A 22631-nucleotide genomic window follows, 5' to 3' on the forward strand; every position below is an offset into this window, starting at 1 on the left:
TGTCTACCAACTAAAAAGAGGTACTTACTTTATTTTTATTAAAAAAAGTAATACGCGTCTTTTTAATTACTAATAGATGATGCGGATTCTAAGTGAGCAAATGCTTGTTCTAAGTCTGCAATTAAATCTTCCGTATCTTCAATTCCAACAGATATGCGAACCAGTCCTTCAGATATTCCAAGGGCTTTACGTTCTTCAAGCGTACATTCTACGTGACTAGTCGTTCTTGCTGGTCCATAAATCGTTTCAACCGCTCCTAAATTGCCGGCTTTATTTGCATACGTTAACTTTGGCAGCAAAATTTTAATAGCTTCCATTTCTCCTTTTAAAACAAAGCTTAATATTCCGCCAAAGCCTTTCATTTGTTTTTTGGCAATATGATGATGAGGGTGTGTTTCCAATCCAGGATAATAGACGGCTTCAACAGCTTCTTTCTTTTGAAGAAATTTAGCAATTTCCAAAGCGCTTCGTTCTTGTTGACGTATACGTAATTTTAACGTTTTCATCCCTCTTAAAATAAGATACGCTGACATGGGATCCATGGTCGCGCCATTGATCTCACGGTAGTGATACACTTGCTGCATTAATTCTTTAGAGCCGCATACTGCCCCTCCTAAGGCATCCGCATGTCCGCTTAAAAATTTTGTTGCGCTGTGAATGACAAGATCTACCCCTAATTGAAGAGGGTTTTGATTAATGGGTGTCGCAAACGTATTATCAATAATGACGACTGCCCCTGCAGATTTTCCTGCTTTTGCTATTCTTTCAATATCAATAATTTTCATCGTAGGATTTGTAGGTGACTCTAGATATAGTACTTTACATCCTTTATTTACTTCCGCTTCAATTTCTTCATGATTTCCCGTATTACATAAGGTTACATCAACTCCGATGTTAGGAAGGAACTCAGTGAAGATTTTATTTGTTCCTCCATATGTATCTTTTACCGATACGACGCGGTCTCCAGGTTTTAAAAACGTGTATAATGTGCTGCTAATAGCCGCCATACCGGAGGAAAATGCGACCGCTTCTTCTGCTTCTTCAAGTATCCTTACTTTTTCTTCAAAAGCTTTTACCGTAGGATTACTCATGCGATTATACGTATAGCCTGGTTTATTTCCTAACGCAACTTCTTGCCATTCGTCTACATCATCATAATTATAAGCTACGCTGAAGACGACAGGAACTTGAGTAGCATTGTAAGCAAGCGATTCTTTTTCTCCTGCCCATACCGCTTTTGTTCCGTCTTGTACATTTCTAAACTGTTTGTCTGTCATTCACTCATCACCTCTGATTTTATTAATTAGATAATGATTAGATTATATATTGTATACAATATACTGTATATAGTACAGAATAATCTGATAATAAAATAACCATACTTACCTTATTAAATTTAAAGAGGTTGAGACATAACGAAATGAATCCAATCCAAAGACGAACAAATAGGATACATGAGCTGAACCGCTTGTGACACGTCAGTTGATTTCCGTGCAAGACTTCGCTTTCCGCGGGAGTCTTCGTCTTGCCCTCCAATCAACTGCTAGAAGGACCTAAACAAATCGAACCTACGTTCACCCTAACAAAAAAATGAACCACTAATCAAAAATCTTGATCAATGGTTCATTTTTTACTTCGTCTAAAATACTTTTGTCCCACCCTCTTTTTTTATTCAGCTTTCACCAAAATTTTCACCTGTTCTTTTTCTTTTAACAATGTCTCAAAACCTTCTTCAATTACATTCTCTAGCTTGATACGTTTTGTCACCAGTTTATCAGCAGAAAAATAGCCTTTTGCCATTAAACTAATAACCGCTGGAAATACATCGCGGTAGCCAATAATACCTGTTACTGTACGCTCTTGTAAAACGATTGTTTGGGGATGAATGGACGCTTCTTTTTCAAATATGCTAACAATCATTGTCTCCCCACCACTTTTGGTAGAATTAATGGCTTGAGTTAAAACTAAGGGAACACCCGTCACTTCATAGGAAACATCCACACCTCCACCTGTGCGCTTATGTACTTCTGCTACGGGGTCGTATTCTTGCGGGTTAATCACAATCGCCCCAAGTTCTTCAGCTTTCTGTCTGCGCTGTTCCGATAGTTCGATCGCATAAATTTCAGATGCACCCGATGCTTTTAACGCTTCAATAACTAACAAACCGATTGGTCCCGTCCCAAATACGGCAGCTTTATCTCCTACCTTTAGTTTGCTTTGACGCACAGCATGAAGAGCCACAGCTGAAGGCTCTACGAGAGCTCCTTGCTCGTAAGATACCACTTCCGGTATTTTATGAATCATTTCTACCGGTATGGAGGCATACTCAGAAAAACCTCCGCCACCTCCGGCAAGACCATAAAACCCCATTTTATTACAAAGATTATACTTTCCTTGTTTACAGTTTTCACACTCTCCGCATGCATAGATAGGTTCTACCACTACTCTGTCTCCGACTTTTACATTCGTAATACCTTCTCCGATTTCTACAACTTGTCCAGAAAATTCATGCCCCAGCACAACCGGCGCTTTATCTTTACTTAATGGATGGGGTTCTTCTGTAGGAATAAAAATGGGTCCTGCCGTGTACTCATGCAAATCACTTCCGCAAATTCCACACCATTCTACTTTAATTTTCACTTTCCCTTGAGAGACGGTAGGTTCTGCAATATGTTCTAACCTTACATCTTTAACGCCATGCCATCTTAATGCTTTCATTCTACTCAGCTCCTATCCTTATTTAAAAATTTAAAACAGCTAAAAACTCTTTGCTTACAAATTGAATCTTTTTAATCTGTTATAAAATGTACTTCTTGGTATATCTAACAGCTTAGCGGCAAGTGACACATTTCCCTGCGTTTTACGTAAAGCATCCATCATTAAGTCTTTTTGAACTTTTTCACGAAATGTGAGTGCGGGTAAGGACGTAAAATCATTTTCTTCTATTTCTTGTGAAGTATCAAAGTGGGAGATGCTCTTCTGACCGCCAAGATTTAAAGAACTTAAATAATTCAATATCCTCTCTTTTTCTGTTTCTGTTTTAAGCGAGATCTTCAAGCGTTCAAGTACATTAAATAATTCTCGAATATTGCCGGGCCACTGATAATCTATTAATTTATCTACTAACTCTTTGGAGAAATTCATATTCCAAGCATTCTTTTGACAAAAGTAGCGCATCAGATGTGGAATATCTTCTTTCCTTTCTCGCAAAGGCGGAACATGCACGGGATACACGTGAAGCCGGTAATATAAATCTTCTCGAAACTTCCCTTCACTGACAAGTTGACGAAGATCTCGATGAGTAGCGGTAATAATCCGGATGTCTACCGGAATTTCCTGATTGCTTCCAACAGGCGTTACCTTGCGCTCTTGCAATACTCTTAACAAAGAAACTTGCATAGAATGAGGAAGTTCACCTATTTCATCAAGAAAAATCGTACCGTGATTAGCCTGCTCAAACTTTCCTTGATATCCTTGACGCCGTGCTCCTGTAAACGCTCCTTCCACATAGCCAAATAATTCACTTTCCATAAGTTCCTTCGGAATAGCACCACAATTAAGAGCAATAAAAGGCCCGTTTTTACGCGAGCTGTTTTCATGAATTGTTTGAGCTATTACTTCTTTTCCAGTACCTGTTTCCCCTAAAATATAGACCGTTGTATCCGTAGGAGCCGCATGCTTTATTTCTTCTAGTGTTTGCTGAAAGGAACGGCTTATGCCTGCTTCTCCTTTAAAAGAAAATGATTGAGCAGGGATCTGTGTAGATGTTTGGTTATGGTGCGCTTCTTCTGATAGATAAATAATCTTTCCAATAGAATGACCGTGTCTTTTTGAAATGACAGGCACTTCCATCACTATACGAAATCCCTGTTGTACAATCGTATTTAACTGCAGGCCTGACCATTTTGGTATACATTCCCGAACGGTTTTGCTTGCTCCCACAATCACTTCTTTGTAATTGCAAAGCAGCAAGAGCTGTTTGCTATCAACAAAATTCATAGAAGCGTGAACCAACTCAATTTCGTCTTTGTGCATTCGAATGCTTAACTCCCGCTCAATTGTATAAGCAATGGACGTAACCATTCCAAGTGTATAAGGGTGAGCTCTGTTTACAGGACAAGAAATATTAATAATCCCAATTAAATTTCCATCGTCATTTCGAACAGGAGCTGCCGAACAGCTCCATTGATGCGAAGCAATTGAATAATGTTCTGTACCCGTTATCATAATGGGCTCTTCCGTTTGCAGAGCCGTACCGATTGCATTTGTGCCTACTTCTTTTTCTGTCCAACAGGCACCTTCCACAAAATTAATTTTCCTTGCTTCATTCAGTGTAAGTCTATTTCCTGTAATAGATAAAATATAGCCTTCTGGGTCAATTAATAAAACAACCATTCCTAAGTCCGCCGCTGATTGTCTGATTCTTTCTAAGTGCGGCAAAGCCGTCTCAAGAAATAAAGAGTTCATTTGTTTTCGAGAATGAAAGGCTTCATTTCTTAAAATCGATCTGCCTTTATCTAGGTAAGGATTAACATCTGCGCTTTTACAACGATGCCATGACTTTACAATAATGTCGTTTAACCTTGAAGATTCAAGTGCTCCTTCGTTTACAAAACGCTTCCATGTGTTTAAAGAAAGTGTGGATTCCATTTCTTACCTCTCCCCTATAAACTTAATTGAATATAGTAAATCAAGGCTTGTTATCATTATTATAAATCACAAAGAAAACGTTATCATTACCAAAGAGAGATTCTTAAACTTACGTTATGTAAAAATTAATAAAGAAACTAGACGAGGATGCAGGAAAACTCCTATACCGCTTCCGTGATTCCTTCATCCTCTAGTTATCTTTTTGAATCATTCATTTTTACTTTTCATCCTCAAAGAGTTTAATAACTTGGGCACCTGCGTAATCAGGAGTGAACGGCCTGACCCGCCGACTGCAAAAGAGCTTCGTGAATGGCTTCAGATAATGTAGGGTGGGCAGCGATAAAGTCTTCCATTATATCTGTGGTCAACTCTCCGTGCATCATAATGGTTCCTTGTCCAATTAATTCTGTAGCATGTGAACCTACAATGGAAAGCCCAATAATTTCATTAAACTGCGGTTCTACGATTACTTTCACTTTTCCAACGGACTCATTGGCAATCATCGCTTTGCCGTTTGCCGTAAACGAGAATTCTCCGACGCGAATATCGCCGTATTCGCTGCGAGCCTGCTTTTCTGTCATACCGACACTTGCAATTTCAGGGTGAGTATAAATGCAGCGAGGTACAGCTCGGTAATTTACGCTCTTATCTTTTCCGCATGCGTGTAAAGCAGCAACTGTGCCTTCATGAAAGGCTACATGAGCAAGCTGAATTCCGCCAACTACATCTCCACAAGCATAGATGTTAGGTATATTCGTTTGCATATGCTCATTAACATCAATTCCTTGTTTTGAAAAATGTACGCCAACCTGTTCTAAACCCAAACCTAGCACTCTAGGTTTTCTTCCAATTGAAATTAATGCATACTCAGCTTGCAGTTCATGCAGCTCCTCTTTATGTTTAAATAGAGCTGTTTTATCTTCTGGCTGCATTTCTGTTAACGAAGAGGATGTATAAATTGCTACGCCTTTTTTCTCTAATTCTTCCTGTAACGTAAATGCGATGTCGGCATCTTCACCAGGAAGCAGCTGATCTGCCGCTTCCACAATCGTTACTGTTGTTCCCATTTGGCTGTAAATGCTTGCAAATTCACATCCAATTACACCCCCTCCTACTATTAGAAGAGTTGAAGGGATAGCAGGCAGCGACATTGCTTGTTTACTGTGAATGATCCACTTTCCATCAAAAGGAGCAAATGGCAGGCTAGCAGGTTCTGAACCCGCAGCAATAATAAACTGTTCAGCCTCTATCTCTTCTACGTGATTTTCGTTTCGCACAGATAGACGATGATTTGTCAAAAAAGAAGCTTCTCCTTTTATGACTTTAATACTGTTCTTTTTCATCAAATAGCCAATTCCCCTGACCAAGTTTTTAACAATGGTTGTTTTATGATGCTGAACGCCATCCCAGTTAATTTTCACTTGTTCTAAAGGAATAGTGATACCGAATTGCTCAGCTTTCTTAATTTTCTCATAGGCTTCCGCGCTTGCTAATAGCGACTTTGTTGGCATACAGCCCTCATTTAAACAGGTTCCACCTAAATCTTTTTGTTCGATTAACGTAACTTGTTTTCCTTGCCGAGCGGCAGTGATTGCCGCCACATATCCTGCTGGACCGCCGCCAATCACAACTAAAGGTTTCACGGAATGCACCCCTTTCTATAAGAGTAGTAAAATAGGCTGTTCTAAGTATTGTTTAATAGTTCCAAGGAAATTAGCTGCAGGTGCTCCGTCCAGTACGCGATGATCAAACGTCAGGCTTAAAGGCAGCACGTTTCTTTTTTGTAATTCGTCTCCTTTATACATCGGTACATCTTCAGTAGCTCCAACACCAAGAATTCCTGTTTCAGGCGGGTTTAATACAGGTGTAAAATACTCTACTCCGTAAGCACCGAGATTAGTAATAGTGAATGTAGAACCTTGCATTCTATCAGTGCTCAGCTGACCTTGCCGAGCATCTGCTGCTCGTGTTTTGATCTCTGTAGCTAATTCAACTAACGACATCTTTTCAGCATGCTGCATAACTGGAACAACTAACCCATTTTCTAAAGCTACGGCCATTCCAAGATGAACATGGTTATAGAGTTGAATTTCGTTATCAATATAGGCACTGTTCATTTGTTTGTGTTCTTGAAGTGAAAGAACAACAGCGCGAGCAATAAAATCAGTTAGAGATATCTTCACCTTATGGCGTTGCTGGGTCACATCTTTAATTTCTCGTTGAAGAGACAGCAAATCCGTCACGTCAGCTTTCATATTAATCGTTAATTGGGCACTGTTTAATAAACTGTTATGCATTCGACTTGCAATGACTTTCCTCATGCCCGCTACTGGAAGCGTTTCTTTGTTTATAGCGGGGTTATCTCTTTCTACCGTTTGGGGACTCGATTCTGAAGCTCTTTCCGCCAGCACTTTCTCTACATCTGCTTTGGTGATTCTTCCTTTTGGTCCTGTGCCTTGAATCGTTTCAATATTAATGTTTTCAGATTCTGCTATTTTCCGTGCAATTGGTGAAATGCGGACAGTTTCTTTATTCTTTTTTGATGAAGCTGTGTTTGCTGGTCGCTCTTCTAAAGAGATAGCAGCCGCTACCTCGTTTTTAGGCGCTTGCAGCTCATTTGCTGAACGGTTCTGCTCAGTGAGCTGCTCGTTTGGCTTTCCAACATAACAGATAATCGTTCCAGGAGGCACTCCTACATCTTCTTGTACAAGAATATCAAGAATCACACCGTCCTGCGGCGCTTCAATATCCATTTCGATTTTTTCAGAATTAATGCTTGCAATCATATCTCCTTTTGAAACGGAGTCTCCAACTTTTTTGTTCCACGTCGAAACGGTTCCTTCTTTCATTGCCATACCTAGTTTTGGCATTACAACCTCTGCAGCCATTTGCTTCCTCCTCCTTTTCTTTAATTACATGCTTAGAAGCGATTTATCTCCTAGTAACTCCGATACAACTTCAATTACTTTTTGTGGTGTCGGCAGATAAATATCTTCTAATGGAGGCGAAAACGGCACAGGTGTATGTGGTGCTGTAATTCGTTTAATAGGTGCATCAAGCATGTCAAATCCTTTATCAGCAACTAGCGCAGCAATATCTGTTGCGATGCTGCATCTTGGATTGGCTTCGTCAATGACAATTAATCGATTCGTTTTTTCTACAGACGAAAGAATGGTCTCTTCGTCAAAAGGTGATAAACTTCGCGGATCGACTACTTCTACGTCAATTCCCTTGTGAGATAATTGATCTGCTGCCGCAAGTGCAGTATTTACTTGTTTTCCAATTGCTACAATGGTTAAATCTGTTCCTTCGCGTTTCACGTCAGCTTTCCCTAACGGAATCGTATAGTAGCCTTCAGGAACCTCTCCTTTCATGTTGTACAATGTTTTGTCTTCAAAAAAGATAACCGGATCATTGTCTTCGATTGCTGCTAACAATAACCCTTTTGCATCGTAAGGGTTAGAAGGCACTACTACTTTAATGCCAGGAATGCTAGTAAATAAGGCGTACAAGCTCTGAGAATGCTGAGCTGCAGCCCTAAATCCAGCTCCATGGGTTGTCCGAATCGTGACGGGCACTTCAGCTTTTCCTCCAAACATGTATCTAAATTTTGCGCCTTGATTCAGCACTTGATCTAAACAGCAGCCAATAAAGTCATTAAACATTAATTCTGCAACCGGCCTTAACCCTGTGGCTGCCGCTCCCATTGCAGCTCCTATATAAGCTGCTTCTGAAATAGGCGTATCAAGAATTCGTTCACGTCCAAATTCTTGTACAAGTCCCTTCGTAACTCCAAGGACCCCGCCCCACGCCTCATCATCTTGCAGGTGGTCAATTTCCGCTCCGCCAGCTACGTCTTCTCCCAAAAGAACCACATTCTCATCTTTTCGCATCGCTAGTTTCATAGCTTCGTTAATAGCTTCAGACATGCTTAATTTTCTAGTCATTTTCTTTTCCCCCTTTAATTAATAAGATACATAAACATCCGTTAATAGTTCCGAAGCATCAGGATAATCGCTTGTTTCTGCTAGCTCAACTGCGCGTTTTACTGCTTTTTCTACTTCACCATCAATATCTCTAAGCTCTTGTTCTGTTACTACTTGTTCTGAAAGCAAGTAATTTTCAAAAAGAGCGATAGCATCTTTTTCCTGGAGATGTTCTTTCTTTTCATTTCCTGATTTATACGTTTGTGCGTCACCTTCAAAATGTCCGTAATTTCGATACGTTACACATTCAATTAACGTTGGACCTTCCCCTCTGCGGGCTCGTTGAATAGCTTCTGCAGCTGCTTCATAAACTGCCATCACATCTTTCCCATCTACCCTTACCCCTGGAATGTTATAAGATGCGGCACGGTCTGCAATCGCACTGCAGCTCGAAGCATAAGAAAATGGAGTTGCCTCTCCGTAGCCATTATTTTCAGCAACAAAAACAACCGGCAGTTTCCAAATGGCTGCTAAGTTAATTCCTTCATGAAACGTCCCTTCATTGCCTGCTCCGTCTCCAAAAAAGCAAACGCTTACATCTTTTGTCTTTTTATACTTAGCAGTTAAAGCAGAACCGCATGCAAGCGGAAATCCTCCTCCTACAATTCCATTTGCTCCTAAAATTCCTTTATCTAAATCCGCGATATGCATGGATCCGCCTTTTCCTTTGCCTAACCCCGTTACCTTTCCAAAAAGCTCCGCCATCATGCCATCTAAATCGCCGCCTTTAGCAATACAATGGCCGTGTCCGCGATGAGTGCTCGTAATACTGTCACTGTCATTAAGATGAGCGCACATTCCAACCGCTACCGCTTCTTCACCTGCATACAGATGAACAAAACCAGGCAGTACCCCTTTTGCGAAAATTTGATGTACTTCATCTTCAAACTTTCGAATTTCTACCATTTTCTGATACATCCAGCTGGCTTTTTCTTTCGTAAGCTTTTCTGTTTTGTTTTGAGCAGTTTTCATTATGGTAAGCCTCCTCATTTGATTATCAAACTTCACTTAACTACTATTGCAAGTACCGTGCCAATAGTAAAATCGCTTCATACTAGCAATCTATTGTTGTATTTGGCCTCATAAAGTTAGACAAAATTGGACACTGTTCCAACTTTGTCTAACTTTGTCCAATCTTAGAGGAAACAATTATGTAAACTGAATTTAAGGTGCATAATAAGCGTGCGAGATGAAAATCGCATTGAATAATCAACAAGAAAGCTTTTATATAAATATGATATAATGCTGAAGGAATCGTCTTCATTTTGAAGAATACTAAAGCTCCTAAAGGAGGTTGGTTAAAGCAAAACAGGCTTTATAGAAGTTTTACCGTAAAGTTGGATGTAAATTAAACGATGAAAGATGAGGTGAAAACCTGGAAAACATCCAAAGTTTTTGTCATCTACACTTCGTGATGTCTAGATGATATATCGCCAGGTTACTGTTATGCACAATGCAATTCAACACATTACAAGTTTTCATGTATACGCAGCCATTATTATATTTATCATTACATATTTTTTGATTATGACCGAAAAGATCAATCGCGCTTCGGCAGCTCTTTTAGGTGCTATATTGATGATTTTGTTAGGTATTGTTGACTTTAATAAGGCCATTATGGAACACATTCAGTGGGAAACGATTGTCCTTCTTATGGGTATGATGATTTTAGTCGGCATTACAAACAAAACAGGCGTGTTTCAATACGCAGCCATCAAGTCTGCTAAAATCGCTAAAGGTGATCCTGTTCGAATTCTAGTTATTTTATCAATCTTAACAGGCGTCGGATCAGCATTTTTAGACAACGTAACAACCGTGTTATTAATTGTTCCCGTTACATTTTCCATCACTACTATTTTGAATATTAATCCTTTTCCCTTTCTTATATCAGAAGTGCTGTTTTCAAATATTGGAGGAACGGCAACTTTAATAGGCGACCCGCCTAATATTATGATTGGGGCAGCGAACCCTCACCTTGATTTTAATGCTTTTTTATTAAATTTAACTCCTGCAGTACTGATTATCGGTGTTGTTACGCTGGGGATTCTTGTTCTTATCTATCGTAAAAAGTTAAAAGTAGAAGATAGTAAAAAGCAAGAGCTAATGAGTTTAAATGAAAAAGATTATATTCAAGATTCCGTTTTAATGAAAAAATCGTTAACTGTATTAGTCTTAACGATTCTAGGTTTTACCCTGCATTCCGTTTTACATATTGATGCCGCTATGGTAGCTATTACAGGTGCAGCTGTATTATTGGTAATTGGATTAAGAACTCATGATGAAGTAGAAAGTGCGTTTGATTCTGTTGAATGGACAACCATTATTTTCTTTGCTGGTTTGTTTATTCTTGTCGGGGGATTAATCGATGTAGGCATCATTAAAAAGCTGGCTGCAGGCGCGTTAAACGTTACAGACGGTAATATCGCACTGTCAGCTTATCTCATTTTGTGGATTAGCGGAATTGCTTCAGCTGTTATTGACAACATTCCTTTTGTTGCTACAATGATTCCACTTATTCAAGATATGGCTCATGGAATGGGAATGAGCCCTGATTCTGCTCAAATCAGTGTACTATGGTGGTCACTGGCTCTAGGAGCATGTTTGGGAGGAAATGGTACGTTAATTGGAGCGTCTGCCAATGTAATTGTAGCTGGCATGGCTGTAAAAAAAGGACATAAATTTTCGTTTATGGATTTTTTGAAAATTGGAGCTCCAATCACGCTCGTATCTCTTTTAATTTCAACGTTATATATTTTCCTTCGCTATCTTTTATTTCTGTAAGGGAAGAAAAATTAAAATCTACGCGAACAGTAAAAAAGACTTCTCAGCTGAGAAGTCTTTTTTACTGTAAATACATGCCTCAAGCAGCCCAGACGAAGTTGATAATAAAAGCGGCGCTAATGATGTACATAATCCAGTGAATTTCCTTTGCCCTGCCGGCTAACAATTTAACGAATGTATAAGATAAAAACCCTAGCGCTAAGCCTTCGCCGATACTAAACGTTAACGGCATCAAAATGATGGTACAAAAAGCAGGCACAGCATCTGTTATCTCGTCTAAAGGAATGTTTTTGATTTCTGTTAACATGAGAGCTCCAACCATAATTAAAATAGGCGCTGTAGCAAAAGCAGGAATAATGCTAATTAATGGCGTAAATAAAATGCTCACTAAAAACAACATGGCAACGACCAGTGCTTTAAGGCCCGTTTTGCCTCCTTCTGCAATTCCCGCAGCATTTTCTACATACGCGTTCATTGCGGTAGATCCCATAGCAGCACTGGCTACAGTCGCAAGAGAATCTGCCATAAGCGCTTTATCTAACCCTTTGATTTTTCCTTTTTCATCCATTAATCCAGCTTTTTTAGATAATCCAATCATCGATCCTAAATTATCAAATAGCTCCACAAGTGTAAATGAAAAAATAATAGAGAAAAGACCGTAATGAAGAGCAGATTTAATATCCATTTGTAAAAAAGTTTCCGATATGCTCGGCATTGAAAACGACACCACGCTGCTGATGCTTTTTGGTGCTTCTACTATGCCCAGCATCATCCCGGCAATTGATACTAGCAAAATGCTAATCAGGGCAGCTCCTTTAATTTTTCGAGCAGTTAATACAGTTACCGCGATAAAACCTAATAAAGCAAGTAATGGGCCCGGTTTTGTAAGCTGACCAAGGGCTACTAAATTTTCTTTGTTGCTTACAATAATTCCTGCTTGCTTAAAACCGATAAAAGCAATAAATAGACCGATTCCAACAGAAATAGCACTTTTTAAAATAGCGGGTATCCCTTCAATAATCTTCTTGCGTAAGCCTGTTATGGTTAAAATAAAAAATACAACCCCTGAAATAAATACGGCTCCTAAACCTGTTTGCCACGTTAACCCTTCACCCAATACCACTGTATACGTAAAAAAAGCGTTTAGCCCCATTCCTGGTGCTACTGCAATAGGCATGTTCGCCCATAATGCAAACAAAAGAGTTGCAAAGACAGTGGCAAAAATCGTCGCCGCAATTGCCGCTTCTTTTGGAATGCCTGCATCTGCTAAAATCGTCGGATTAACAAAGATAATATAGCTCATCGTCACAAAAGTAGTAATTCCAGCAAGAATTTCTGTTTTTACATCTGTTTTGCGTTCGGTTAAATGAAACAGCTTATCCAACCATGAAGGGTTAGGTGCTGATTTTTTTATTAGTTCCATATGCTGAGTTTCAACTTTTTCATTTATCGCCACTTGCTTTTCACTCCTTTAATTTTCGATTCATCTTCTTTTAACTCGCTTTTACAACTCCTCTATAAAACAGTGTGTTTTTAACCATTTCCCCTCTCTTTTTTATGAAAATATCTATAAAAAGAGCCGTGAAAACAGAAGGGAATCCTTCTATCTTCACGGCTCTTTGCTTCTGTAAACAGAAGATAAGCATCCGTCTTTTACGTGTTTTGCACAACAAACGATTTCATCGAACGTTTTGCAATTTATATAGAGAAGTTATTTAAAGCAAATAACCGTACAAGAATTCTCCGTAACAGGATCATAGTCTCTAAATAAAGAAGTGACCTGGATATCAAATAAAAGCTCCACTTTTTGCTTTAGCATTTTTTTATATTTAGTCGACAAAGCGGCATCAAGAGACATCACTAATTCTCTATATTCTTCACTAAGTGCTTCTAGTGCCGGCATTCTTTTTGATTGAGCTAGTATAAGAATTTTATTATCAATAATATCTATTTTTTGAGTATTCACGCCTACATTAAAAATTTCTTGGCTAATTTGAGTATACAAAGTAGCTATCTTCTTTTTAGAGATCGGCTCCATATGCTTCACCTTTTTCATTGTTAAAAATATGTTTTTGCTATATTGTTTTCGCTTGATTATTGTCCTTTGACCAGCTGCCGACAAATTCAGGCTCATCATAGTCAAAGAAATTGGTTAAATTCTCATGGCGATTATCAATAAAAAGCTGATTGGCGACTTCTGAGACGAGCTTTGGTATCGCATATTTTAGCCCTGAAAGAGCGGATGCAGAAATTCCACAGCTAATTAAAGCGGAATAATTAAAAGCAAAAAGGCCATATACCATTTTTTGACCTTCCCTATTACGACTTAAAAAAGCAAAGCCGTTACTAAGGTAAGGATGGGCATCCAATACTGGGTTGGCAATTTCATGCGGTGCTTTGTAATGATCGTTCCAGCGGGCGATGTGTTTTTCAACAAGTTGCAATTCTGGACGCAGAGCCGGATCTGTTAGAAGTCCGGTGCTAATAATTAAATAGTCAAACGTAAACGTTCCCTGAGGAGTGGTTACAACTGCTTTGTCGTGTTTTTTCTCGACGTTGAGCCATGGGGCATGTACGTGCAAATGAAAACCTGGCCATGAGGAAGCGCGTCCAAATGTATCATTCGTAGGCGGCTGATTGTATTCGAAAAAATGAGCCATCACTTCATATTTTTCAGCATCTGATAGAGCATGGAAACGTTCAATCATTCCTGAAGCTTCCATTTGTCTGATTGGATTAATACGGGGAAGTTCTTTTCGTCGAACAAATACATGAGCTTCAGCAACCCCTTCAGAAAGCGCATAGTTGGCGTTATCAAACGCGGAAGCTCCTCCTCCTAAAACAGCTACTTTTTTGTTCTGCAACGTAGTAAAATCAATGGTTTGTGAAGTGTGAGAATAAAGATGAGGCGGCAATTTTTCAGAAATCATAGGTGGAACATGCCATTCTCCTCCTCCTTGAATTCCTGTAGCTAGTATAACTTTACGTGCCATCAGTGTAGGACACACGGCTCCATTCCCTTCAATATGCAAGCGATGGATACCTGTTTCTGCAGGCTCAATTAACGTTAATTTTATTTCATTTGCCACAGGAAGGTTAAGAATGTTCCGGTACCAGCGCAAATAATTCATCCAGTCTCCTCTTGGGATTTTGTCAAGAGCTTCCCAGCCTTCTGAGCCGAATTGTGCTTCCCACCACGCTTGAAACGTAAGTGAAGGCATACCTAAATCGATAGACGTTAAGTTTTTGGGCGTTCTTAGCGTAATCATTCGCGCGTACGTTTCCCACGGACCTTCTAAACCCGCACGGTTTTCATCAATAACAAGAATATTCGACACGCGTTCTCGCAGCAAGCCAAAGGCCGTTCCTAAACCGCTTTGACCTCCTCCAATAATGATTACATCGTATACGTGTCCGCTCTTAGGGATAATTGGCTGCACCTCTGTTGGTTTCCTGAAGGAAAGGTAAGAAAGATCGGTTTCTACTCTTTTATTTAAAGCTTCTAAGCTCATTGTTATCTCTCCTTTCAATAAAGTTTCTCCGTGATAAAAGTTTATTTTATACCTAACACAAAATGATAGGTTTTATAACATCATTTAATTTATATTTATATTATCACTTTTGGAATATGATTGTATCTCCATTCTCTCTAAAGTTTTTTTTGCAAATTGTATAAAATCACTAATATAATTTTTTATATCTTATGTATGGAAGCATATTTACATCGTTTAAAGGGAAAAAACCATTACAAAGTTTAAGGAAGAAAGCTTTTCTGACATAAATTTTAAGGTAAACATGTGCGAGTTTGTGACAGTTATTTGTTAATTACGCTCTACTACTTGACTATCGTATTCATCAAATCTATAGTCATAATTAGTAACTCAGCAAAGGGAGTCAACGTATGAGAAATTTATTTAAAATAACAGCTATATTTACAACGATTGTTATGTTTATTTTAATGATTGCCGGCAGTCTGGTCACAACCACAGGATCTGGATTAGGATGTGGAAACGAGTGGCCGCTGTGTAACGGGCAGTTAATACCCGAATACGCGGTAGCAACAATGATTGAATATACGCATCGTTTGATTACCGCATTTGCAGGTCTTCTCGTTTTAGCATTTTCTATTTGGGCTTGGATTCGTTACCGCAGAAACCGTGAAGTGAAAATTTTAGCGATTATGAGTATTGCATTTATCGTTATTGAGTCATTACTCGGGGCTTCTGCAGTTATTTGGCCTCAGTCAGCTGAAGCGCTAGCGCTTCATTTCGGTCTTTCGCTTATTGCGTTTACCGGCGTATTTTTACTTTCAATGTTTGTTATTCAAAAGGACCGTTCGGATCATTTTATTAAAGGAGCGGTTACAGGCAAATTTAAATGGCTCGCATGGTTTACGCTTCTGTTTACTTACTGCGATATTTATTTAGGGGCATATGTACGTCACAAAGGTGCAAGCTTAGCATGTACAAGCTTTCCTGCTTGTTATGGCAATACGCTTATTCCAAAACTTTCAGGAACAACAGGTATTCATTTTGCCCACCGCTTTGCTGCTCTTGTGCTGTTTGTTCTTATCATTTGGATTATGGTATCTGCCATCAAACAGTATAAAGAAACCCGCCGTGATATTTATTACGCGTCCATCATTGCGGTTGCTTTAACCATTGCTCAAATATTCAGCGGTATCTTTGTTGTCATGTCTCGTTTAAATGTCTTTGCTACACTGTCTCACTCGGCATTTATTACAGCGTTATTCGCTACGCTTAGCTACATTTGTGTACAGACTTTAAAAGGTAAAAGACGATAAAACCAAAAAAACACGTGCAGTTCATAACTGCACGTGTTTTTTTTGAGTTAAGCTAGTTCTATCCCGCCTGTAATCCCGTAAACTTGAGCTGTTACGTAGCTTGCATCCGTTGAAGCTAAAAATACGTATACATTTGCTAACTCTACCGGCTGACCAGCACGCTGCAAAGGTGTATCTTGTCCAAAGCCTGGAATAGCGTCGCTTGGCTGCCCTCCAGAGATTTGCAGCGGCGTCCAGATAGGTCCTGGAGCAACGGAGTTGACGCGAATACCTTTTGGGGCTAATTGCTTGGCTAGTCCGCGAGTGAATCCGTTAATGGCAAACTTTGTAGCTGCATAGTCTAATAAATTAGGACTTGGGCTATAGCCTTGTACAGAACTTGTTGTAATAATAGAAGCACCTGCCGGTAAATAAGGCAGCGCTGCTTTTACGGTCCAATATAAAGAGAATACATTTACTTCAAAGGTTTTGCGCAGTTGGTCCGTTTCTAAATCAGCAATATCTTCTACTGCCTGCTGTTTGCCAGCTACGAGCGCTAGAACATCTAAACCATCTAATTCTTTATAAGCTTTTTCTACTAGCTCTTTGCAAAAAGATTCTTCGCCTACATCACCAGGTATGAGAACGGCTTTTCTTCCTTCTGCTTCAATAAGCTTTTGTACTTCTTCTGCATCTGCTTGCTCTTGTGGCAAGTAATTAAGCGCAACGTCTGCACCTTCTCTTGCGTAAGCGATCGCTGCTGCCCGGCCAATACCTGAATCTCCACCCGTCACAAGAGCTTTTCTGCCTTTTAATTTACCTGCACCTATGTAACTGTTTTCCCCGCAGTCCGGGATGACGTTCATTTCTTTCTGTACACCGGGCGGTTCTTGATACTGTTTTGGATAGTCTTCATGGAAATATTGAGTTAATGGATTATTTAGTTTTGACATATTCGTCACTCCTTTATAAATCAACCTTAACCAACTAAGGAAAAGTTTTCTATATACTTGTTCTTCCCGTCCTCTTCTTTAGTAAACATGTTTGATGTGCTCTATTATCCTCACTTTTCTTTCATTACCCTTCCCCTTCAATCAACAGCTAAAAACAGCTGCATACATGAAACCTACGTTCACCATCACAATAAAAAAATCCCAACGAGTCGAATTCTCTATTAAGAATTCGATTCCTCGTTCGGATCTTCTTTCAACTAAAATACATTTATCCCCCCTCTTTAAATAAATGGTGAGAGCTTTGTATTTTGCTGTGAACAATAAGCTTTCTTTCTCTTCTGTCCTGCTACTCTGTTAGTTCCACTTGTAAAGGCTTTGATTCTTCTTCGGCTTCTTTAGGAGTGCGAACGATTAACACATCACATTTGGCATAGCGTAAAATATGTTGAGATACGCTTCCGATTAAAATGCGCTCTACGGCGTTTAACCCCGTCGCACCGCATACAATTAAATCAACGTGCTTATCGGGAGCAATTTTTTTAGATATTTTTGTTTTAGGGGAGCCGTGTTCAATTAATGTCTCGACTTTCGTTACTCCAGCTTTGATGGCTAGGTTGCTATAGTTGGTCAAAAGTTCTTCAGCAAATTTCTCTGCATCTTGAAAGCGTGTATCCGTATAGAATGCATAAGGTGATGGACTTAACGCCTGTATGTCGATAACGTGACAAACTATCAAATGAGCGTTATTTTTTTTCGCACTGTTAACTGCTTTTTTGAATGCCCACTCTGCTTCTACAGAACCGTCTACTGCTACGAGGATGTTACGATAAGCCATATTCATCATAATCTCTCCTTTGTCTTTCGTTTATAAAGAACTTTCCTTGCTACACTTTTATTTTACTTCTTACGCAAACGAAAGTATGTGATTTTTATCACAAGGTAGAGAAATTAATAAAAATGGAGCCGTGTGTAGTGCACGGCTCCATTTTTATTGAACTTGAGAGTTAAAAGTCATTATCCAAATCGACCCTGCTACAATCGTAATAACAAAAACGATTCCAAGTATTAAAGCCATCACATTATAACGGGGCTTCTCTCCGTCTTTAATATGCATGAAGAAAAACAGTTGAATGAAAAATTGAAGCACGGCCATTCCTAGAATACTAGCTAGTAATATATTTTTAGCAAATACATGGTTTAATACGAGCATCAGAGGAATAACGGTTAAAATAATCGAGAAAATAAATCCTATTGTATAAGCTTTTAACGACCCATGGTTCTCCATCTACATCACCCCCATTAAATACACAACCGTGTAAAGGAAGATCCAGACAGCATCAAGAAAATGCCAGTATAAGCTGATAATCGTCACTTTTCGCTTTGTTACAGAAGTAATTCCGTATCGTTTTAATTGGATTGTAATTGAAATCATCCAAATGATGCCGACAGAAACGTGCAGCCCGTGCGTACTAACTAGCGTATAGAAAGCTGTAAAAAATGCGCTGGTGGAAATGGTTGCTCCTTCATGAACCATTGTTTGAAATTCATGAATTTCAAGGCCAACAAAGCACATACCTAAAAGCAGCGTTACGATTAGCCAGCCAATTAAAGGCTTTATTTTTCCCTTGTGCATGCTCAGCACAGCTAATCCGCTCGTAAAGCTGCTCGTTAATAAGATAAACGTTTCAGAAACAAATCCTGGAACTTCAAAAAATTCCTTTCCTGTAAGGCCACCCGCAGTATGATTAACAAGAACGGCATAGGTCGCAAATAACGCTCCAAATAAGATGCAGTCCGTTACGAGGAAAAGCCAAAAACCCATAACTGTGATTCCTTCATCATGTTCGTCATGATGTTCTTCGTGGTGCGCTGTCGCATAAGCCATGTCAGCCAACCCTCCCTACTGAATCTTCTGTATGTCGAATTTCGTCCACCGGAATATAATAGTCCGAGTTGTATTGAAAAGAACGAGCTAGTAAACAAGCTCCGACTCCTGTCAAACCGAATATCGCCATCCACACCCAGTGGAACGTTAAGCCAAAACCAGCAATGAACCAGAAAACCGCCATGATAAATGGAATACCTGAATTCTTAGGCATATGAATCGGAGAAAAAGCAGCTGTTTCCTTCGCTTTTTTCTTTTTTCTTTCTTCTTTTATTGCCCACCACGCATCTTGCCCCGTTACTGTTGGAATCACTGCAAAATTGTAGTGCGGCGGCGGTGAAGGAATGGACCATTCTAATGTACGTCCATTCCAAGGATCCCCTGTTACATCTCGTTCTCCGTACTTAATGCCATGAAGAATCTGCCATGCTTGAAAGATAAACCCTATGCCCATAAAGAAAGCTCCGACTGTAGAGATAACGTTCAGCGGTCCCCATCCCATGTCAAAGTCGTACGTATAAATACGGCGCGTCATTCCCATAAACCCTAATGCGTATTGAGGCATGAAGCATACATAAAAACCAATATTCCACGTCCAAAACGCCCATTTACCAAGACGGTCATTTAGTTTAAAGCCAAACATTTTTGGCCACCAATAGTACAAACCTGCAAAAAAGCCGAATACAACGCCTCCAATTAACACTTGGTGAAAGTGTGCAACTAAAAAGTAGCTATTATGATACTGATAGTCTGCGGGAGCTGCTGAAAGCATAACACCCGTTGCTCCTCCCACAACAAAGCACGGGATAAAAGCAATTGTCCATAGCATTGGCTGCGTCATTTGAATACGGCCGCGGAACATCGTAAATAACCAGTTGAACACTTTAACACCCGTTGGAATTCCGATAGCCATCGTCGTAATAGCAAAAAACACATTCACATTAGCGCCTGCACCCATCGTAAAGAAATGATGCACCCATGTGAAATACGATAGAACGCTAATAATCATCATTGAAAAAACCATAGACTTATAGCCAAATATCTTCTTTTGAGAAAACGTGGCAACGATTTCAGAAAAAATACCGAATGCAGGAAGTACAACAATATACACTTCAGGATGTCCCCACATCCAAATTAAGTTAATGTACATCATCGGATTTCCTCCGCCGGTCATAGTAAATAAGTGTCCGTCAAAGAAGCGGTCAATAAACAATAAAGCAAGCGTTACGGTTAATACAGGAAACGCGAAAATGATAATAATACAGCTTGCTAGAACGGACCACGTGAATAGCGGCATATGCATAAGTTTCATGCCCGGCGCACGCATTTTTAAAATAGTCATAATAAAATTAATTCCGGAAGCCAAGCTGCCAATACCTGATATTTGAATACCCCAAATATAAAAATCTTGACCTGGTCCAGGACTGAACTGCATGCCAGAAAGCGGCGGATAACTCAACCATCCTGCATCTGGCGAGCCGCCGATTACGAACGACAAATTGAAAAGCATGGCGCCAAAGAAAAATAGCCAAAAGCTTACCGCGTTTATAAAAGGATAGGCGACATCTCTTGCTCCAATTTGAAGCGGTACAACAATGTTAAAGAACGCAAACATAAGCGGCATTGCCATAAATAGAATCATAATGGTTCCGTGCGTAGTGAAAATTTCGTTGTAATGATTAGAATCTAGAAAATGCCACTGAGGGAATGCTAGTTGAATACGCATTAATAGTGCATCTACTCCGCCTCGAAACAGCATTAATAATGAAGAAAGCATATACATAATTCCAATTTTTTTATGATCCACCGTTGTGAGCCATTCACGCCATAGCCACTTCCATTTTTTAAGATACGTAAGAACAAAAATAATACCGGCTAGTGTTAACAAAATGGCGACATCTGCTCCATAAATCATCGGCTCCCCTGTCACAAAAAAACGAGATGAAAAATCTTTTAATTTGTCTAACAACTTATTTTCCTCCTTCCTGGTGCTCGTGCTGTGTATGTGTTTGTTCATCAGAAGCCACATTCATGGTCTTCATGTCTTCGTTTTTCATATGGTGATGCTGACTATAATATTGACCGCCGTTTTTAATGACAATTTTTTGGAATAAACCTTTAGGAATAGTAGAATACGATTTTTCCAAGGAAAGACCTTGTTTGGCAAGACTGTTATAATCAGCTTTTGTTAAAGCTGGTGCGGTTTCTTTCACTTGTTTTACCCACTGATTAAATTCTTTTGTCGATGTAGATTTAACTTTAAAATTCATATGAGCAAATCCTTCACCCGTAAAATTAGCGCCTGAACCAAAATATTCTCCCTTGTGATCAGCTTGCAGCCACAATCCCATTGCCATTCCCGGCATGGTATATAATTGTCCTCCCAGCTCCGGTACCCAAAAAGAATTCATAGGTGCATCTGACGTTAGCACGAATTGAACGGGCACATCTTTTGGAATTTCAACATAGTTGACTGTCGCAATATCTTGATCCGGATATTGAAATAACCATTTCCAATCAAGAGACGTTACTTCAATCGTTAGTGGCTTTACATCTTTTTCCGGCGGATCCACTAAGTCATACGTTGTTCTGGCCGTAGCAAAACCTAAAATGCCAATAATAATAATAGGAATGACCCACCAAATAAATTCCAGACGCTTACTATCGTCCCAGTCTGGTCGATACGGAGCCTTGTTTTCAGGCTTATCACGGTAGCGTAAAACGATATATACAAGCAGGCCTAACACAGGAATAACAACAATTGCGCATAAAATTATGGAAAAAATAATTAACTGGTATTCTTTTTGGGCCACCGCCCCCTGCGGATTTAAAATCAAATAACGACTATCACAGCCTGCTAAAAAAATTGTGATGAATACGGAGAGAATCATTAACTTGCTAATATGCATTGATTTTTGCTTTCTCACCTAAGCTCAGGCTCCCTTCCTCTAAATCTCTGTACATAATAATGGTATATAAACGTTCATATTAGAGATGCATCTCAACAGATCAAAAGGCTAAAAACCTCCTAACATATTGAAGTTTGTCATGACATATTGCTTACTCCTAAAAAATTATCATGTTGTGTTGTTAAAGGGTGTGATATTTATCACACTTAAATCGGTTTTTATCTATTTTAAATACCTTTACCATAATTTCGTCACATATTTGGGTAAATGTAGGGAATAAAAGGTGCCTTGTGACTGGCCTAATAAAAGAAAAAACTCTTCCAGTTTTTATTAACTGAAAGAGTTTTTTATAAGTACTAGATGAAGTATTGAGCTTTAACACTTACTGATTTGCTTGTTTGACCTACTGAAACATCCAATCAATCATTTTCTGATTTTGATACGCGGGAACCCATGAAGCATGATCATACTTTAATTCTTTAGGATATTCCGTATATAGCGGATGCCCCCAGATTTTTTGTAAATTCATTGCACCGTTATTTATATTTACGATGAAACACTCCTCATAAAGAAAACTATATTTCTATTTTCAAAGAGACTTATGACTATAGCAATATCTTTTAAAAAAGCTATCCACTTTCTTCATAAAGATTACATGTTAAAAACACCTAAAGATAGTTTAGG

At 39.2% G+C, this 22631-nt stretch carries 19 protein-coding genes; 2 read left to right on the top strand and 17 right to left on the bottom strand.

What is annotated here, in order from left to right; translation table 11 throughout:
* Positions 1-62 precede the first annotated feature (62 nt).
* The 8 genes from AC4NPH_RS05640 to AC4NPH_RS05675 form a co-directional block, all read right to left on the bottom strand.
* On the bottom strand, positions 63-1277 hold the full coding sequence (locus AC4NPH_RS05640) for a cystathionine gamma-synthase family protein (protein WP_057274843.1): 1215 nt from the start codon (positions 1275-1277) through the stop codon (positions 63-65).
* A 119-nt stretch (positions 1278-1396) separates the two neighbouring features.
* Entirely contained in the window at positions 1397-1540 is a 144-nt protein-coding gene (locus tag AC4NPH_RS05645) for a hypothetical protein (protein WP_013056589.1), read from the bottom strand.
* Between the two features lie 128 nt (positions 1541-1668).
* Positions 1669-2718 (bottom strand): 2,3-butanediol dehydrogenase, encoded by a 1050-nt coding sequence (locus AC4NPH_RS05650; protein WP_098314579.1) that lies wholly within the window; start codon positions 2716-2718, stop codon positions 1669-1671.
* A gap of 54 nt (positions 2719-2772) precedes the next feature.
* Positions 2773-4650, bottom strand: a complete 1878-nt coding sequence (locus AC4NPH_RS05655; protein WP_491938644.1) for a sigma-54-dependent Fis family transcriptional regulator — start codon at positions 4648-4650, stop codon at positions 2773-2775.
* A gap of 263 nt (positions 4651-4913) precedes the next feature.
* The gene (gene lpdA / locus AC4NPH_RS05660; RefSeq protein ID WP_013056586.1) at positions 4914-6293 is read right to left on the bottom strand and encodes a dihydrolipoyl dehydrogenase; all 1380 of its coding nucleotides are present in this window, start codon (positions 6291-6293) and stop codon (positions 4914-4916) included.
* Positions 6294-6308: 15 nt separating this feature from the next.
* Entirely contained in the window at positions 6309-7538 is a 1230-nt protein-coding gene (locus AC4NPH_RS05665; RefSeq protein ID WP_098314581.1) for a dihydrolipoamide acetyltransferase family protein, read from the bottom strand.
* Between the two features lie 24 nt (positions 7539-7562).
* Positions 7563-8597, bottom strand: coding sequence for an alpha-ketoacid dehydrogenase subunit beta (locus tag AC4NPH_RS05670; protein WP_098314582.1), 1035 nt, complete (start codon positions 8595-8597; stop codon positions 7563-7565).
* An 18-nt stretch (positions 8598-8615) separates the two neighbouring features.
* A complete protein-coding gene (locus tag AC4NPH_RS05675; RefSeq protein WP_053487179.1) occupies positions 8616-9608 on the bottom strand; it encodes a thiamine pyrophosphate-dependent dehydrogenase E1 component subunit alpha in 993 nt (330 codons plus the stop codon).
* A 474-nt stretch (positions 9609-10082) separates the two neighbouring features.
* On the opposite strand from AC4NPH_RS05675, the gene AC4NPH_RS05680 reads away from it, so the two are divergent.
* A complete protein-coding gene (locus tag AC4NPH_RS05680) occupies positions 10083-11417 on the top strand; it encodes an ArsB/NhaD family transporter (RefSeq protein WP_057274839.1) in 1335 nt (444 codons plus the stop codon).
* Between the two features lie 79 nt (positions 11418-11496).
* On the opposite strand, the gene AC4NPH_RS05685 is transcribed toward AC4NPH_RS05680, so the two are convergent.
* The 3 genes from AC4NPH_RS05685 to AC4NPH_RS05695 all read right to left on the bottom strand — a co-directional run bounded on the left by AC4NPH_RS05685 (position 11497) and on the right by AC4NPH_RS05695 (position 14929).
* On the bottom strand, positions 11497-12873 hold the full coding sequence (locus AC4NPH_RS05685; RefSeq protein WP_098196395.1) for an NCS2 family permease: 1377 nt from the start codon (positions 12871-12873) through the stop codon (positions 11497-11499).
* A 255-nt stretch (positions 12874-13128) separates the two neighbouring features.
* Positions 13129-13455, bottom strand: a complete 327-nt coding sequence (locus tag AC4NPH_RS05690) for a Na-translocating system protein MpsC family protein (RefSeq protein WP_013056580.1) — start codon at positions 13453-13455, stop codon at positions 13129-13131.
* 37 nt (positions 13456-13492) lie between these two features.
* A complete protein-coding gene (locus tag AC4NPH_RS05695) occupies positions 13493-14929 on the bottom strand; it encodes an NAD(P)-binding domain-containing protein (RefSeq protein ID WP_098196394.1) in 1437 nt (478 codons plus the stop codon).
* A gap of 389 nt (positions 14930-15318) precedes the next feature.
* Between AC4NPH_RS05695 and AC4NPH_RS05700 the strand changes: the two genes are divergently transcribed.
* Positions 15319-16221, top strand: coding sequence for a COX15/CtaA family protein (locus tag AC4NPH_RS05700; protein WP_013056578.1), 903 nt, complete (start codon positions 15319-15321; stop codon positions 16219-16221).
* 47 nt (positions 16222-16268) lie between these two features.
* On the opposite strand, the gene AC4NPH_RS05705 is transcribed toward AC4NPH_RS05700, so the two are convergent.
* The 6 genes from AC4NPH_RS05705 to AC4NPH_RS05730 form a co-directional block, all read right to left on the bottom strand.
* Positions 16269-17153: an SDR family oxidoreductase gene (locus AC4NPH_RS05705; protein WP_013056577.1), complete on the bottom strand. Its 885-nt coding sequence runs from the start codon at positions 17151-17153 to the stop codon at positions 16269-16271.
* Between the two features lie 346 nt (positions 17154-17499).
* Entirely contained in the window at positions 17500-17994 is a 495-nt protein-coding gene (locus AC4NPH_RS05710) for a universal stress protein (RefSeq protein ID WP_053487177.1), read from the bottom strand.
* Between the two features lie 147 nt (positions 17995-18141).
* Positions 18142-18438 carry a cytochrome o ubiquinol oxidase subunit IV gene (cyoD, locus tag AC4NPH_RS05715; protein WP_013056574.1) on the bottom strand — a complete coding sequence of 99 codons (297 nt, stop codon included), beginning with the start codon at positions 18436-18438 and terminating at the stop codon, positions 18142-18144.
* A complete protein-coding gene (gene cyoC / locus AC4NPH_RS05720) occupies positions 18439-19038 on the bottom strand; it encodes a cytochrome o ubiquinol oxidase subunit III (RefSeq protein ID WP_098196393.1) in 600 nt (199 codons plus the stop codon).
* Position 19039: 1 nt separating this feature from the next.
* Positions 19040-21007: a cytochrome aa3 quinol oxidase subunit I gene (qoxB, locus tag AC4NPH_RS05725; RefSeq protein ID WP_098314584.1), complete on the bottom strand. Its 1968-nt coding sequence runs from the start codon at positions 21005-21007 to the stop codon at positions 19040-19042.
* A gap of 1 nt (position 21008) precedes the next feature.
* Complete coding sequence (locus AC4NPH_RS05730; protein ID WP_098196696.1) at positions 21009-21947, bottom strand: ubiquinol oxidase subunit II; 939 nt, start codon at positions 21945-21947, stop codon at positions 21009-21011.
* Positions 21948-22631 lie beyond the last annotated feature (684 nt).

The organism is Priestia sp. MDV22-iso46 (assembly GCF_058629175.1).